The sequence below is a fragment of the Microbulbifer maximicatervae (SeqCode) genome, from assembly GCF_052467615.1.
Genome location: NZ_CP174319.1, coordinates 2,942,542 through 2,957,709 on the forward strand (window position 1 = coordinate 2,942,542; position 15,168 = coordinate 2,957,709).

A 15,168-nucleotide genomic window follows, 5' to 3' on the forward strand; every position below is an offset into this window, starting at 1 on the left:
TTTCAACAACTTACTGAACTTTTGTGTGAAATTTTTTAAGAGCGACCAAGCACCAACAAGGCAGTGCGGGACTATCAAAATGTAGATCCAAGTCCCGCCCTTCAGCAAGGATTATTCCACACCTTTTAAGTGGGTAATCTCATCGCGCAATTTTGCTGCCGCTTCAAATTCCAGGTTCTTCGCATGCTGGTACATTTGCTCTTCCAGCTCGGCAATTCGGGCCCAGCGCTGCTTATCGGTAAGGGCCTCGACATCCACCTTGTACTCACCTTTACCCTCGGCAACTTTGCGGCGCCCTTTCTTGGGCACACCGGGGGCCACCGCCCCCTCCAGAATATCCGCCACACTCTTGCGAATACCCTTGGGGGTAATGCCGTGCTCCTCGTTAAAGGCCAGCTGCTTCTCGCGGCGGCGACGAGTCTCTTCGAGTGCTCGCTCCATAGAGCCGGTGACTTTGTCCGCGTAGAGAATCGCCCTCCCCTCCAGGTTTCGCGCAGCCCGCCCAATGGTCTGGATCAGCGAGCGATCGGAACGGAGGAAGCCCTCCTTATCTGCATCGAAAATTGCCACCAGGGCAACTTCTGGCATATCCAGGCCTTCTCGCAGCAAGTTAATGCCAACTAGCACGTCAAACTCACCGATACGCAGGTCCCGGATAATCTCCACCCTCTCGACAGTATCAATATCGGAGTGTAAGTAGCGGACACGAACACCACTTTCGGAGAGATATTCAGTCAGGTCTTCCGCCATCCGCTTGGTCAATACGGTAATCAGTACTCGCTGATCGGCATCCACACAACGGTGAATTTCAGACAGGGCATCATCTACCTGGGTCAATGCTGGGCGAACTTCGACTTCCGGGTCCACCAACCCTGTCGGGCGAACCACCTGCTCGACCACTTGCCCCGCATTCTCTTGCTCATAGGCCCCTGGGGTTGCGGACACAAAAACCGTCTGGGGTGCCAACCCCTCCCACTCTTCAAACTTGAGAGGACGATTGTCCAGGGCCGATGGCAGACGAAAGCCATACTCCACCAAAGTTTCCTTGCGCGACCGGTCTCCACGATACATACCGCCGATTTGCGGCACTGTCACGTGACTCTCATCGATAAATAACAGTGCATCATTGGGCAGGTAATCAAAAAGCGTGGGCGGCGGCTGACCAATACCGCGACCGGAGAGGTAGCGGGAATAGTTCTCTACGCCATTGCAGTAGCCAAGCTCCTGCATCATCTCCACATCGTAGCGGGTACGCTGATCTAGCCGCTGCGCTTCGACCAGCTTGTTGTTTCCACGCAGTTGCTCGAGGCGCCCTCGCAGCTCATCTTTGATTTCATCGATAGCACTGACGATGGTCTCTCGCGGCGTCACATAGTGACTCTTGGGGAAGATAGTGACCCGGGGCACCTTCCTGATCTGCTCTCCAGTGAGAGGGTCAAATATGGTGATCTCTTCGATCTCTTCATCAAAAAGAGACAGGCGCACCGCTTCCAAATCGGAGTCTGCCGGGTAGATATCGATAATATCGCCGCGCACCCGGTAAGTAGCGCGACGGAAATCTGCATCATTGCGGGTGTATTGCAGTTCAGCCAGGCGCCTGAGGATAGTGCGTTGGTCAACGAGATCGCCGCGATCCAGATGCAGGACCATCTTCAAATATTTGTCGGGGTCACCCAAACCGTAAATTGCCGAAACTGTGGCGACCACAACCACATCGCGCCGCTCAATAAGTGCCTTGGTGGCCGAGAGGCGCATCTGCTCGATATGCTCGTTTACGGATGCATCCTTTTCGATAAAGGTGTCCGAAGAGGGAACGTAAGCCTCCGGCTGGTAGTAGTCGTAGTAAGAGACAAAATACTCCACGGCATTCTTGGGGAAAAACTCTTTAAACTCCCCGTAGAGCTGAGCCGCCAGCGTTTTATTGTGAGCCATCACAATGGCCGGCCGCTGCAGGCGCTCAATAATATTCGCCATAGTGAAGGTCTTACCCGAACCGGTAACACCTAGCAGCGTTTGATGGCTCAAACCATCATCAATTCCTTCTGACAACTGCTCTATCGCCAGAGGCTGATCGCCCGCTGGCTGATACTTGGATTCCACCTTAAAAGGTCGCGACTCCATACACTTCCCCCAACCGCTTAATCATTCATGCAACACAGGATTGTAGGCTGTCGTCATACGACCCACAATTACAAGAGAATAGCGTCCTACCCTTCCCAACTCTGACCTGCGGCATTTTGCGTATGACCCCAAAAAATAATTTCCTGACAAATCAATTAGTTAAAGATGAAAAAAGGGGTTGACCTGTTCGGAAGTGCTCTATAATATACGCGCCATCTCAACGGCACAGCCGAAAAGATATTCCGCCTTAGCTCAGTTGGTAGAGCAAATGACTGTTAATCATTGGGTCGCTGGTTCGAGCCCAGCAGGCGGAGCCAAATTTCAAAGCGCAGCTTAATTTGCGCTCTATAAATTAGATTAAATTCCGCCTTAGCTCAGTTGGTAGAGCAAATGACTGTTAATCATTGGGTCGCTGGTTCGAGCCCAGCAGGCGGAGCCAAACAAAAGCCCGGATAGATTCCATCTATCCGGGCTTTTTCTTTTCTGCTCAAATATTTTTAATCTATATGGAGATTGTGAGATAGCGGCCAACCGTATTAGTTAGCCGCCCAAAATATACACTAGCGGGAGCCAACCTCCCCAGCTAAAGGCAACCTCTCCACAGTCGCCCCTCCACTCGCCTTACGTACCTGCCCCTGCCTCGACCAAACAACATCGACCAGCCCCTGCTTGGGTGAATAGCCTTTTACTGCCCGACATAGAATCCTGCGGACCTGCTCGCAATCATGAGAGCCGCACGCATCCCTGAGCTCTGAAACCAGAAGCTGCAAAGCCTCGCTATCCAGACGCTCCTCTTCGGCGCGCATAATCATTGGGTGGTCCGTGCCCAGCACGTTATCCCCCAACAACAATTCTTCGTACAACTTCTCCCCAGGACGCAACCCTGTGAGCTGAATCTCAATATCACCATCAGGGTTTTCTTCATCCCTTACCGTGTGCCCCATCAAACGAATCAAGCGCTCAGCCAGATCGTAGATGCGAACCGGTTCACCCATATCGAGAACAAATACATCCCCATTGCGCCCCATACTCCCAGCCTGCAATACCAGCTGAGCCGCCTCGGGAATCGTCATAAAGTAACGGGTTACTTTTGAGTGGGTCACAGTTACCGGACCGCCGGCATTGATCTGATCCGTGAACAAGGGAATTACCGAGCCGGAAGAGCCGATAACATTACCAAACCTAACCATGCACACACGCATCTTGTTGAAGCGGCGACCAAAATCCTGACAAATCAGCTCAGCAAATCTTTTAGTGGCCCCCATAACATTAGTTGGCCGGACAGCCTTATCAGTAGAGATAAGCACAAACTGCTCAACCCCACACTGCTCCGCAGCCTCAAGCACAGAGAGGGTGCCCAGAACATTATTGTCGGCACCAATAACAACGTTCTGCTCAACTAATGGCACATGCTTGTATGCGGCCGCATGGTAAATTGTATGCACGGAGAAGCCCTGAATAATTTCCGCCATACGCTCAGTGTTACGCACATCGCCAAGCAGCGCGGTTACTTCAAACTGGACCCCGTCATCCTGATGCTGCTGTCTCAACTCGCGCTCTATCTGATAGAGGGCATATTCAGAGGACTCGACAACAACCAGCCTGGCAGGCTTCCATTGCGATATCTGCCTGCACAACTCTGACCCAATAGACCCGCCAGCACCAGTGACCAAAACCACCTTGCCGCTGATGGAGCCAGAAACGAGCTCCTTCTGAGGCTCAACAGAAGCACGCCCCAGAATATTCTCATAAGTCTGCGAAACATCCTCTGCCCGTCCCACACCGTCAAGCAGCTCCTCCACTCCGGGAATCGCCTTTACCACCAGGCCTCGCTCTCTAAGCGCCTTGGTTATCTCTCTACGGCGCCGCCGGGGCACTCCCGGCATAGCCAAAATAACTTCTGCAATATCTTTACCTGCAACCACTTCAAGAATGTCTGCAGGGTTATACACAAGCAGCCCATCAATAAATGTCTTTTGTTTGGAGGCGTTATCATCAAAAAAAGCAACGGGCTTATATAGCTGCCCGTGGACCAACGCCTTATACATTTGCAGGCCCGCAGTACCAGCACCATAAATGGCCACCCGGGTTTTATGAATCTCAAGTGCTGCCTGATAGTAAAGGCGGACCAACCAGCGGGACCCACCCACGGCAATAAACGCAAAGCACCAGTAGATCACAGGGACAGAGCGAGGAACCCCTGCCGTAGTCAAGTATGAAAAAAGTGCCAACATCACTGCAGACAGGGTCACCCCCTGCAGAACCGCAATAATAGCTTTTTGCCCCATGTACCGGATAATTGTCCGGTACAAACCCAACCGAAGAAAAATAAAACTCGTAGCGACCAGTGTTAACGCCAGGCAGGCAAACATCCGCCACTCAAGAAATTGTGCGACGCCATTGAGACGGATAGCCATAGCAAGAAAAAAGGCCAAACTTAACATCAGCATATCAAACGCCAACATCAATACCGGCTTGTGGATTCTCTTTACGCTTCGCCAAACTCTTATCACATGACTCCCCGGAATCTACCTACAAACAAAAAACCATCCTCTGTAGAGGCTACTCAGACCTTCTGAAATACAGCAACTGCTAATACCACCGAAGAGCAGAGCGCCATCACACCCAACTGCACAACGAGTGCTTTTTTTACTCCGACTCGAATTGCATATCTTTGATAAAAGTGCTCACGATGAGCCTCCCACCAACGCTGACCACTCAACATTCGCTTTAATAACGTGCAAGTAGCATCCAGCCAAAAAGGTGCAAATATAATCACCGGCACCCAAAGCTCAAACGCCCCCCGCTGCCAACCATATAAACTGACAGCAACCACCGCCAAACCTATACCTGTTGAGCCGGCATCACCTAAAAAAATCTTCGCCGAAGGCCAATTGAAGATCAAAAAAACAGACGCGCATACAGCCAGTAGTGCACAGAGCCAAGCTAGCTCAGCATCTCCATTTAAAGCGCAAACCAACCCCAGAGAAGAAAAGCCGACGAGAGTCATTGACCCAGCCAAGCCATCCATCCCATCCATAAAGTTGTAAAGATTGACGGTCCAGGCTCCAGCCAAAACAAATATCGGGTAAAGCCACCAGTCCAACCTTTCCGGTAACGCAAATAACAGCAAGGCTACTGCCAGAAGATGGGCTGAAAAGCGAAAATGTATCGCCACACTCCTCAAGTCATCTAGCGCGGACACAGCTAACAGTAACGCGAATGCACTCAACACCAATGGAGACAAATCAAGCGGGCCAGCAACTACCGCGACCAAGCAACCAAGCAGGAAAGCCCACCCACCAGTACGAGGAACCGGCACCGAGTGCATAGAGCGATTATTTGGCATATCGAGCGCAAAATTGCGCATTCGCACAATAAACACCGATGTAGCACCATAGCTTGTCACCACAGCAAGCAATAGTGGGATTACCCACTCCCAAGCCACACTACTCAACTAACCAACCCCTTATCACTTTCACGCAAGCCAATCCCTCCAGCCACTCTTAACACAGACAAATATTTGCACCGCAATCAATTACAATTTCTATACACCCCTAAAGAAAAACCCTAGAGGTCGCCCAAGCAGAGAACATTCATGAATGATTAAAGGAAGATCGGAGCGGGGGGTAGAACACAATAAATTACGAGGTTTTGTGACTGATGCAATCCAAGCATTACATCTTACCGGGGAAAGCAGTTGAACGGCACCAAGGGGGCTCATCTATCGCGACTCTCTTGTCTATCAACTTAAAACCCCGACAGGAGGCCACTATGGACCTACCAGTCGGGACCCGTAAATCTTTAGAGCCGAATTATACCCCTGTTCTTATCCAGGGTTGTCGCACCTATACCTTTGATATTCAACAACTGCTCTACAGATGTGAACGGGCCGTGCTCTTCACGATACTCAACTATCAGTTGCGCTCGCGCCTCGCCAATGCCATCCAGCTTATCAGCAAGCTCAATGGCTGAAGCACTATTAACATTAACTGACAGCACAACTTCCTTGGCATCAACACTCTCTAGCTCCCCTGCATATGTAGAGGGGTTCAGAAAGAGCAAAACAGCTAGTGCAAAAACAACAGAAAACAATCGGTAGGTCAATTTCATGGTCAACTCCCAGTGAATTATCAGTTTCACTTTGGGACTACAATTACCTCCCCCAAGCAACACCATAATATCAACCGGCGACTCTCTGTCGGCTCAGGCCTAATTACACATCATTACAAGTTGCGAAGCAAGGCAACCACCCTAATCTGCCAGTTCAGCCAGTACTGACTTTAGGGCCGCTAGAGGTTCAGGAGCCGCAGTGATGGGGCGACCCACAACCAAGTAATCAGAACCTTGCGCCAAAGCTTCAGCGGGCGTCAAAGTGCGTCGCTGATCCCCAGCATCAGAACCTGCGGGGCGAATTCCCGGCGTCACCAGGGAGAAATCGGCTCCGCATTCACTGCGCAGCAGTTGGGCCTCCCGCGCGGAGCAGACTACACCGTCGAGACCGCAGGATTTAGCTTGAGAAGCCAGGTGCAACACCTGCTTTTCCAACGGAGTAGCCACACCAACCGCAGCCAGCTCCTCTGCAGTTGTGCTGGTAAGTACGGTAACCGCAATTAATAAAGGCTTATCTTCACCAAATTCCCGCAGGGCCTCGGCGGCAGCCGACATCATCCGCTCACCGCCACTTGCATGAACGTTAACCATCCATACCCCCAATTTCGCAGCAGCTTTAACGGCCTTCGCAACAGTATTGGGGATATCGTGAAATTTAAGATCCAGAAATACCTGGAAGCCCCGGTCAACCAGAGTTTTCACCAAGTCTGGACCAGCGGCAGTAAACAGCTCCTTACCAACCTTGACCCGACACAGCGACGGATCGAGCTGATCTGCCATTGCCAGTGCAGACTCAGCATTGTCGTAATCCAGAGCAACGATAACCGGAGAAGAAACTTTAGACTGCAAGAAAAACCTCATTTATTTCAAAAGCCGTCCCGACCAGGCCGTCAGCCCAATGTACAGGACAGTCATTACTTTACTCGCCCTCAATCCCCTTAACGGAGCGTACTGAATCCCAGTGCTTGCAGCTCGGACACAACCAGTGCAACTGATTGCCCGAAAACCCGCAATTGCTACACCGGTAGTGAGGGCGGCTCGCTATAAGCTGGTCGATTAATGTCTTGAGTAGGGAGAGATTCTCTCTCGCCCTACCCTCTGTACTATCTATATGCAGATCGAGAAAGCGTCCCAATCCCCTCAAAGACGGACGCAGCGCCAGCTGCTTCCCCATAAATGCAGCCGCTGCAGCCTCACTATCCTGCTGCTGAATACGCTCAGTCAGGGCAATCAATACGCTATTAGAGGGGTGCTCTTTCAAAAGGGATTCAAGATAGCGATCCAACCCCTTGCCATCCCCTAAATCCCCATAACAAGTAATCAACAACTCAAGGATTTCTGGAATATAGTCCGGACTCTGCTTGGGGATCCGCTGTAAAACCTTAATGGCCTCTCTCGGCTTGCCAAGCAGATATTCGAGGCGACCCCACAGCAAATTTGCCCGCACTGAGCTGCGCTCATAACTCAAGGCAGAATCGATATGCTTCCTCGCACTTAGGTAATCCTTTGCCGCTATTGACTCCTCTGCCAATTCGCAGCAAAAATGAGCCTGAACCGGGGCCCAGTCAGCCGAGAGGCGCTTGAACCGTCGACCATGCAACAGGTTTACAGCATGGATCGCTTTAGCCCATTCCCTTTCATCCCGGTAGACTTCAATCAGACGCTCCAGGCTAACAGCCTTTAACTCCTGAGAGGTCTCAACCAGCTCTTGTAGCAGACGTTCAGCTCTATCCAGCCAGCCAGCAGAAATATAGTCACAGGCAAGTTCAAGTTGAGCTTTGTTTTGACTAACCCTGGACAAGCTCGGGCGCCCGAGTAAATTTTGATGGACTCGAATCGCCTGATCGTACTCTCCTCTTCGGCGTAACAGACTTCCAAGAGCCAGGTGGGTGTCAAAAGTAGCCTGACTTACTTCCAGAGAGTCAATAAATTTATCGATGGTATCGTCGTGGCGCTCACTCAATAAATAATTTAAGCCCTGGGCGTAAGACCTCACCAGCGCATGCTCTTGCTCACTATAATCCGCCACTTTCTTTTTGGCGCTGCCTCGCCCCAGCACCCAGCCGATCGCGATTGCCGCAAGCAGGAAAAAGAAATAGGTAAAATCGAGCAAATCAGTCTCCAGAAGCCTTGCGGTGGGCGGTGTGTAATTCCCGCTCCATTTTCTTCAATTGCTTCTCGAGCGACCGCACTTGACGACGCTTGGCATAAACAGGCTGCAGACTAACGACAAAACCCAGCAATAACCCCAGCAACAAGAAACCAATCAACCAAAAGCCTACACTTCCCGCCGGCAGTTGATAGCCCACAATATTTGGCTTGATAGTCTCCGGATTGGCAACTGCGAAATAAATCCCCAAAGCGATGCAAAGCAGGGCGACGACCCCATAGACGATGCGTGTCAGCCAACGCAAAAATGACAAGGGAACCTCCACGTTCCACAAAAAACTTTATCGATTAACGACGAAGCTCACCCCGATTAATGGCAGTATTCACACTGCTGCCAGGGAGTCTAATCATACTTCGATACTCGCCTCATCGTGCATACTTCGATTCACTCTGTCGCGCAACTCTTTGCCAGGCTTGAAATGCGGGACATATTTCCCGGCGAGATCAACCGCGTCCCCAGTTTTGGGATTCCGGCCCGTACGCGGGGCTCGATAGTGAAGAGAAAAGCTACCAAAGCCGCGTATCTCTATACGCTCACCCTGGGACAGGGCATCTGACATGGTGTCGAGCACCACTTTTACCGCCAGCTCTACATCCTTAACTGGCAGCTGATCCAACCTCAACGCAATCCTTTCGATCAGTTCGGACTTGGTCATGCGCTCCGCAACCTTTGTAAGTCATTGATTATTCTGGAGTAGAGCACCAATCATCTAATAGAAAGCCGGACTGGGCAACCCCAGTCCGGCTTTCGGGTCGCTCCAAATGATCCATTTGGAGCTATGAACACTCAAAGACGATTAGTCTTTGTTATTCATTTGAGCCTTGATCAGGTCACCGATAGTAGCGGGCTGAACTTGTTCAGACTGCTTCTTGCTGTGATCCTTGATAGCTTGCTTCTCGTCGTCCTGGTCTTTGGCTTTGATAGACAGGCTGATCACGCGGTTCTTGCGATCCACGCTGGTGATCTTAGCTTCTACTTCTTCGCCTTCTTTCAGGACGTTGCGAGCATCTTCAACCTTGTCGCGGCTGATTTCAGAAGCGCGCAGCACGCCTTCTACTTCGTCCGCCAGGGTGATTACTGCTTGCTTAGCGTCAACTTCCTTAACAGTACCTACAACGATGCTGCCGCGATCGCTGGTGGTAACGTAGTCGGAGAACGGATCGGACTCCAACTGCTTGATACCCAGGGAGATACGCTCACGCTCGGAATCGATGCCCAGGATAACAGTCTCGATTTCGTCGCCTTTCTTGAACTTGCGAACAGCTTCTTCGCCAGCTTCGTTCCAGGAGATGTCGGACAGGTGAACCAGACCGTCGATGCTGCCGTCGAGACCAATGAAGATACCGAAGTCAGTGATGGACTTGATCTTACCGGAAATCTTGTCGCCCTTAGCGAATTTACGCGCGAAGGCATCCCACGGATTTTCCTGGCACTGCTTGATACCCAGGGAGATACGACGACGCTCTTCGTCGATATCCAGGATCATCACCTCTACCTCGTCGCCAACCTGGACAACTTTGGACGGGTGAATGTTCTTGTTGGTCCAATCCATTTCGGAAACGTGTACCAGACCTTCCACACCTTCTTCCAGCTCGGCAAAGCAGCCGTAGTCGGTCAGGTTGGTTACAACCGCCTTCACGCGGCTGTTCTCTGGGTAACGCTGCTTGATGGATACCCAAGGATCTTCGCCCAACTGCTTCAGGCCAAGGGATACACGGCTGCGCTCGCGGTCGAACTTCAGTACTTTTACTTCGATCTCGTCGCCAACGTTCACGATCTCGCTCGGGTGCTTGATGCGCTTCCAAGCCATATCGGTGATGTGCAGCAGGCCGTCGATACCGCCCAGGTCTACGAAAGCACCGTAGTCGGTCAGGTTCTTCACGATACCCTTGACGCTCATGCCTTCCTGCAGGCTTTCCAGCAGAGCTTCACGCTCTTCGGAGGTGGCAGCTTCCATAACGGCGCGGCGGGAAACAACTACGTTGTTGCGCTTGGAGTCCAGCTTGATAACTTTGAACTCGAGCTCTTTACCTTCCAGGTGCGCAGTGTCGCGAACCGGACGAACGTCAACCAGAGAGCCGGGCAGGAACGCACGGATATTGGCAACATCAACAGTAAAGCCACCTTTAACCTTACCGCTGATAACACCTTTAACCACTTCGTCAGCTGCGTGAGCTGCGTCGAGGATTTTCCAGGCTTCAGCGCGCTTGGCTTTTTCGCGGGACAGACGGGTTTCACCGAAACCGTCTTCTACAGCTTCCAGGGCAACCTGTACTTCGTCGCCCACCTGCAGCTCAACTTCACCTTTATCGTTGGCGAATTGTGCAGCAGGGATAACGCCTTCAGACTTCAGGCCCGCGTGAACGGTAACCCAGTCTTTATCTACGTCGATTACAACACCAGTAACAATTGCGCCCGGTGCCATTTCAACGCTTTTCAGGCTCTCTTCAAATAGATCAGCAAAGCTCTCGCTCATTACATTACCTATAGTGCTGGGTCCAGCCGTTGGTAACTGTTAAGTCTAGTCAACCGCCAGCCGCGACCCCAACCGCGCTGCCAGCACGCGGGTCGGATTACGATAACGGCCGGGCGATTCTGGCTGATCCCGGCCGCTGTCGTTAGAAAACTATTTACTGCCCGAACTTCAGGGTGAAATACGGTCCTGAACCAAATCGAGCACTTTTCGGAGGACTTCATCGATACCCACCCCCGTACTATCCAGCTCAACCGCATCCTCAGCGGGAGCCAGGGGGGAGGCTTTTCTGTTCATATCCTGTGCATCTCGGGCACGGATGTCCTCCAGCAGGTCGCGGAGGCTAACAGAAACCCCCTTCTCCTGCAACTGAGCGAAACGCCTGTTAGCGCGCTCCTCGGCGCTGGCGGTTAGGTAAACCTTGACCGGCGCGTCGGGAAACACGGTAGTGCCCATATCCCGACCATCGGCAACCAAGCCGGGGGCTTGACGGAAGTCCCGCTGGCGCTGCAGCAGCGCTGCCCGCACTCCGGGAATTGCCGCGACCTTGGAAGCGGCCATGCTTACCCGCTCCATACGGATATCTGCGGTGACGTCACTCTCTTCCAGCCACACCTGCAACTGACCAGCACTCACGGTAAAGCGCACATCGAGATCTTTCGCCAATTCGGTCAGCAACTTGTCATTGGAGAGGTCAACTTCCTTATTAAGTGCGGCCAAAGCTGCAGCCCGATAAAGGGCCCCGGAGTCCAACAAGGAAAATTTCAGGCGATCAGCCAAAAGCTTTGCAATGGTCCCCTTGCCCGAACCACTGGGACCATCAATGGTAACTACTGGTGGCAACCCGTTTGTATCACTCATATTATCTATACAACTCAACATCTCTGGCGGATGCGCTCAAACGAATCACAACCGCCCAAACCTGAATGTCCGTGTCACGCCAACTGCAACTTGAGACCCGCGCCCGTTGCCAGTTCGGCAAAGTTCGGGAATGAAGTCGCCACATTGGCGCAGTGAAGGATGCGGATTGTATCCTTTGCGCGCAACGATGACACTGCAAACGCCATAGCAATACGGTGATCCCCCAAGCTATCGACGGTGCCTCCAGAAAATACCGCACCCTCTTTGCAGCCCTGGATCACGATACCGTCCGGTGTTGGCTCAACTTTTACCCCAAGTGCAATCAAGCCATTTGCCATCGCCTGAATCCGGTCACTCTCTTTGACCCGCAACTCCTCCGCACCAGTCAGGACGGTCTCACCTTCTGCACAAGCTGCCGCAACAAACAATGCAGGAAACTCATCAATCGCCAGGGGTACCTGATCCTCAGGGATGCGAATTCCCTTCAAGGGCGCATAGCGAACACGAATATCCGCCACCGGCTCACCGCCCACTTCGCGCATATTCAGCAATTCGATATTGCCGCCCATTGCACGGAGGATATTGATAACCCCATCGCGGGTGGGATTGATCCCCACATGCTCCAGCACAACATCGGAACCGGGAGAGATAGCGGCAGCAACCATAAAGAATGCGGCTGAAGAAATATCGGCAGGCACATCGATGCGACAGGATTTCAGTGAGCCACCGCCCACCAACTTAGCCTGAGCACCATCCCGCTCCACCTTATAACCAAAGCCCTGCAACATGCGCTCGGTATGATCTCTAGTGGGCGCCGGCTCAACGGTAGACGTTTGACCCTCACTATAGAGCCCAGCCAGCAATACCGCTGATTTCACCTGGGCACTGGCCATCGGCAGCGGGTAATCGATCCCTTTCAACGCACTACTACCCTTAATCAAAAGCGGCGGACGACCTTCCGGGCCAGTCTCAATATTTGCACCCATCTCACGCAGGGGGTTAGCCACGCGATTCATCGGGCGCTTTGACAGGGACTCATCGCCAGTGAGTGTTACGTCGAAATCCTGCCCGGCAAGCAATCCAGCCAACAGGCGCATGGAGGTCCCGGAGTTACCGAGATATAGCGGTCCGGGCGGTGCCTGCAAGCCATTAAGACCCACGCCATGAATTACAACCCGACCGTTGTCCGGCCCCTCAATTACGACCCCCATATCGCGGAAAGCCTGCAGGGTTGCCAGTGCATCCTCACCCTCCAGAAAGCCCTCAACTTCTGTAACTCCCTCGGCCAGGGAGCCCAGCATAATTGAGCGGTGCGACATGGATTTGTCCCCCGGCACCCTGAGCTTGCCATTTACAGCCTCACCCGGCTGCACGATAAAAGTAATCTCTTGTTCTTGCATAGGTTCCGAATACGCTTGTTTTGCCAACATTTTGGTAAAGTGATCCCGTGCCGCTTTGGCGCGGGTAAAAACCCCCATCAGGGCAGCGCTATCACCGGAGGCAATAGCGTCGCGCAGGGAAGAAAGGTTGAGGCTGTATAGGTCGATAGCCTTTAAGATGGCATCCCGATTGGCGAGCATAATATCTCGCCACATCACCGGATCACTAGAAGCGATACGAGTAAAGTCACGGAAGCCTCCCGCCGCATAGCGGAAGATATTTTCGTTTTCCGCATCGTGGGCCAAAGTGTCCACAAGGCTAAAAGCGATGACATGGGGAAGATGGCTCGTAGCAGCCAGAACCTCGTCGTGCTCCTCCACTGACATTGTCAGGGGCTCTGCTCCCACGGCCTGCCATGCTCGCTCCACAAGCTGCAAATGAGCAGCCCCTGTATTCGCAAGCGGCGTCAGGATAATGCGGTGATCCCTATAGAGGTCATCTCTCACCGCGGTAACACCACTTTTTTCAGAACCAGCAATTGGGTGTCCTGGCACCAGAAAATCTGGAGCACTCCCCCACACTTTTTCTGCCGCTGCCACCACGCTACCTTTTACGCTGGCACCATCTGTCACGGTGACTCCCGCCGGCAGGTGTTCTTTCAGCTGCGCGAATACAGACTCAATCGCCAGTGTCGGCACAGCCACAAACACCAAATCGCCCGGCTCCAGCTGCGGCAATACCAGCTCGAGACTGGTGCTGGCCCGATCAACAATACCGAGCGCCCTGGCTTCATCGCAGACACTCTCTTCCAGAGCGACCCCGATAACCTCTCGGCAAGCCCTGGCAGCTTTCACTGCAAGGGCAAAACTCCCCCCAATTAAACCGATCCCAACAACCAGCAGTCGGCCAATTTGAGCTTGCGCCATCACAGCACTCCGCGAGGGTAGGAACCCAGCACTTTCAGATCTGAGGCACAGCCTCCAACCTCTTTTAGCGCCTCGGCAATTCCCTGGGTATCGCGGTGGCCGCTAAAATCGATAAAGAACACATAGGTCCAATTGCCAGACTGCGATGGCCGGGTCTCTACCCGGGTCAAATCGACACTGTAGCGACGAAACGGCTCCAGAAGATCGTGCAGAGCACCTGGCTCATTGCGCATTGATACCATCAATGAGGTCTTATCATCCCCACTCGCAGGCACTTGCTGGGTACCAATAATCAAGAAGCGGGTGGAATTATCCGGGCGATCTTCTATTTTCTCCGACAGCACCTTCAGTCCGTAGAGTTCCGCTGCCATATCGCCAGCTATCGCCGCAGCATTCCACTCACCCTTAACGCGCTTGGCCGCATCCGCATTGCTGGCAACTGCAACACGTTCCACATTGGGATAATGGGCATCAAGCCACTTGCGGCACTGCGCCAGGCTCTGCGCATGGGAATAAATACGAGTGATTGACTCTGGGCGCGTTACATCTGAGATCATCAAGTGATGATGGATACGCAGCTCCACCTCACCGCAGATACTCAGGTTGGAGTGCATAAAGTTGTCCAGGGTGTGGTTGATCACCCCTTCGGTAGAGTTTTCTACCGGCACAACACCGTAACTGACGGCACCTGCTTCTACTTCACGGAAAACTTCATCAATTGCCGCCAGCGGCCGGCTCTGGGCAGAGTTGCCGAAGTGCTTTAATGCCGCCTGCTGGGTAAAGGTACCCTCAGGGCCCAGGTAGGCCACTTTGACAGGCTCTTCCAAGGCCAGGCAGGCCGACATAATTTCGCGAAACAGTCGCGCCATTTCTTCATCAGTCAGCGGACCATTATTGCGCTCCATAGCCTTGCGCAGCACTTGTGCTTCACGCTCCGGCCGATAATAGAGAGCATCCTCGCCAGTAGCTTTCTTAACCTCTGCAACCTCCAGGGCGCAGCGAGCCCGCTCACTAATTAAGCGAGCAATCTCTCCATCAATACTGTCGATCTGGTTGCGCAGCTCCAGCAGTCGCTGGTCACCACTCACAGTTTCCTCTGCCATTCGTTTATCTACTTTCTCTAG

Annotated in this window: 12 protein-coding genes and 2 tRNA genes; 2 read left to right on the forward strand and 12 right to left on the reverse strand. The window is 52.6% G+C overall.

Translation table 11 applies throughout. The features are described from left to right. Window positions 1–111 precede the first annotated feature (111 nt). Entirely contained in the window at window positions 112–2,121 is a 2,010-nt protein-coding gene (gene uvrB, locus ACJJIM_RS13030) for an excinuclease ABC subunit UvrB (RefSeq protein ID WP_413662664.1), read from the reverse strand. 241 nt (window positions 2,122–2,362) lie between these two features. On the opposite strand from uvrB, the gene ACJJIM_RS13035 reads away from it, so the two are divergent. Both ACJJIM_RS13035 and ACJJIM_RS13040 read left to right on the forward strand, forming a co-directional pair. Continuing rightward, window positions 2,363–2,438, forward strand: a tRNA-Asn gene (locus tag ACJJIM_RS13035). A gap of 46 nt (window positions 2,439–2,484) precedes the next feature. Beyond that, a tRNA-Asn gene (locus tag ACJJIM_RS13040) sits at window positions 2,485–2,560 on the forward strand. A 121-nt stretch (window positions 2,561–2,681) separates the two neighbouring features. On the opposite strand, the gene ACJJIM_RS13045 is transcribed toward ACJJIM_RS13040, so the two are convergent. The 11 genes from ACJJIM_RS13045 to pheA all read right to left on the reverse strand — a co-directional run bounded on the left by ACJJIM_RS13045 (window position 2,682) and on the right by pheA (window position 15,147). After that, complete coding sequence (locus ACJJIM_RS13045) at window positions 2,682–4,634, reverse strand: polysaccharide biosynthesis protein (protein WP_413662665.1); 1,953 nt, start codon at window positions 4,632–4,634, stop codon at window positions 2,682–2,684. Between the two features lie 53 nt (window positions 4,635–4,687). Next, window positions 4,688–5,569 (reverse strand): MraY family glycosyltransferase, encoded by an 882-nt coding sequence (locus tag ACJJIM_RS13050; protein WP_413665880.1) that lies wholly within the window; start codon window positions 5,567–5,569, stop codon window positions 4,688–4,690. 356 nt (window positions 5,570–5,925) lie between these two features. After that, window positions 5,926–6,234: a ComEA family DNA-binding protein gene (locus tag ACJJIM_RS13055; protein WP_413662666.1), complete on the reverse strand. Its 309-nt coding sequence runs from the start codon at window positions 6,232–6,234 to the stop codon at window positions 5,926–5,928. Between the two features lie 141 nt (window positions 6,235–6,375). Next, on the reverse strand, window positions 6,376–7,083 hold the full coding sequence (gene pyrF / locus ACJJIM_RS13060) for an orotidine-5'-phosphate decarboxylase (RefSeq protein WP_444911170.1): 708 nt from the start codon (window positions 7,081–7,083) through the stop codon (window positions 6,376–6,378). A gap of 70 nt (window positions 7,084–7,153) precedes the next feature. Then, window positions 7,154–8,347: a lipopolysaccharide assembly protein LapB gene (gene lapB / locus ACJJIM_RS13065; RefSeq protein ID WP_413662668.1), complete on the reverse strand. Its 1,194-nt coding sequence runs from the start codon at window positions 8,345–8,347 to the stop codon at window positions 7,154–7,156. 1 nt (window position 8,348) lies between these two features. After that, window positions 8,349–8,657, reverse strand: coding sequence for a lipopolysaccharide assembly protein LapA domain-containing protein (locus ACJJIM_RS13070; RefSeq protein WP_413662669.1), 309 nt, complete (start codon window positions 8,655–8,657; stop codon window positions 8,349–8,351). Window positions 8,658–8,750: 93 nt separating this feature from the next. Next, a complete protein-coding gene (gene ihfB, locus ACJJIM_RS13075; RefSeq protein ID WP_282932044.1) occupies window positions 8,751–9,059 on the reverse strand; it encodes an integration host factor subunit beta in 309 nt (102 codons plus the stop codon). 141 nt (window positions 9,060–9,200) lie between these two features. Next, complete coding sequence (gene rpsA, locus ACJJIM_RS13080) at window positions 9,201–10,880, reverse strand: 30S ribosomal protein S1 (protein ID WP_413662670.1); 1,680 nt, start codon at window positions 10,878–10,880, stop codon at window positions 9,201–9,203. A gap of 168 nt (window positions 10,881–11,048) precedes the next feature. Then, complete coding sequence (gene cmk / locus ACJJIM_RS13085) at window positions 11,049–11,738, reverse strand: (d)CMP kinase (protein WP_413662671.1); 690 nt, start codon at window positions 11,736–11,738, stop codon at window positions 11,049–11,051. A 74-nt stretch (window positions 11,739–11,812) separates the two neighbouring features. Then, window positions 11,813–14,044: a bifunctional prephenate dehydrogenase/3-phosphoshikimate 1-carboxyvinyltransferase gene (locus ACJJIM_RS13090; protein WP_444911171.1), complete on the reverse strand. Its 2,232-nt coding sequence runs from the start codon at window positions 14,042–14,044 to the stop codon at window positions 11,813–11,815. Further along, on the reverse strand, window positions 14,044–15,147 hold the full coding sequence (pheA, locus tag ACJJIM_RS13095) for a prephenate dehydratase (RefSeq protein WP_282932042.1): 1,104 nt from the start codon (window positions 15,145–15,147) through the stop codon (window positions 14,044–14,046). The genes ACJJIM_RS13090 and pheA overlap by 1 nt, the downstream gene beginning before the upstream one ends. Between the last annotated feature and the right edge of the window lie 21 nt (window positions 15,148–15,168).

Coding starts and splice junctions, on each gene's coding strand:
- pheA (WP_282932042.1), bottom strand. CDS start 15,147: ATGGCAGAGGAAACTGTGAGTGGTGACCAGCGACTGCTGGAGCTGCGC.
- ihfB (WP_282932044.1), bottom strand. CDS start 9,059: ATGACCAAGTCCGAACTGATCGAAAGGATTGCGTTGAGGTTGGATCAG.
- ACJJIM_RS13055 (WP_413662666.1), bottom strand. CDS start 6,234: ATGAAATTGACCTACCGATTGTTTTCTGTTGTTTTTGCACTAGCTGTT.
- uvrB (WP_413662664.1), bottom strand. CDS start 2,121: ATGGAGTCGCGACCTTTTAAGGTGGAATCCAAGTATCAGCCAGCGGGC.
- ACJJIM_RS13090 (WP_444911171.1), bottom strand. CDS start 14,044: ATGGCGCAAGCTCAAATTGGCCGACTGCTGGTTGTTGGGATCGGTTTA.
- rpsA (WP_413662670.1), bottom strand. CDS start 10,880: ATGAGCGAGAGCTTTGCTGATCTATTTGAAGAGAGCCTGAAAAGCGTT.
- cmk (WP_413662671.1), bottom strand. CDS start 11,738: ATGAGTGATACAAACGGGTTGCCACCAGTAGTTACCATTGATGGTCCC.